This is a genomic window from Pseudomonas sp. SIMBA_067 (genome assembly GCF_046534675.1).
GTDB classification, from domain to species: domain Bacteria; phylum Pseudomonadota; class Gammaproteobacteria; order Pseudomonadales; family Pseudomonadaceae; genus Aquipseudomonas; species Aquipseudomonas putida.
Window position 1 is genome coordinate 1 of record NZ_JAWRYH010001353.1, and the last position, 236, is coordinate 236.

Sequence of the window (236 nt, forward strand, 5' to 3'; positions counted from 1 at the left end):
TGGTCGTGCACCACCTGCCGCGCCTGCGTCGAGGAGTGCCCGATGATGATCGAGCACGTCGATGCCATCGTCGACATGCGCCGTCACCTCACCCTGGAAAAAGGCGTGACCCCGAACAAGGGCGCCGAGGTGCTGGACAACCTGATCGCCACCGACAACCCTGGCGGCTTCGCCCCTGGCGGGCGGATGAACTGGGCGGCCGACCTCAACCTGAAACTGCTGTCGGAGGTGAACAC

1 pseudogene is annotated in these 236 nt (G+C 65.3%); it reads left to right on the forward strand.

Annotated elements, in window-relative coordinates:
- Positions 1-236, forward strand: a pseudogene (locus SB765_RS33755) ((Fe-S)-binding protein); the annotation flags it as partial.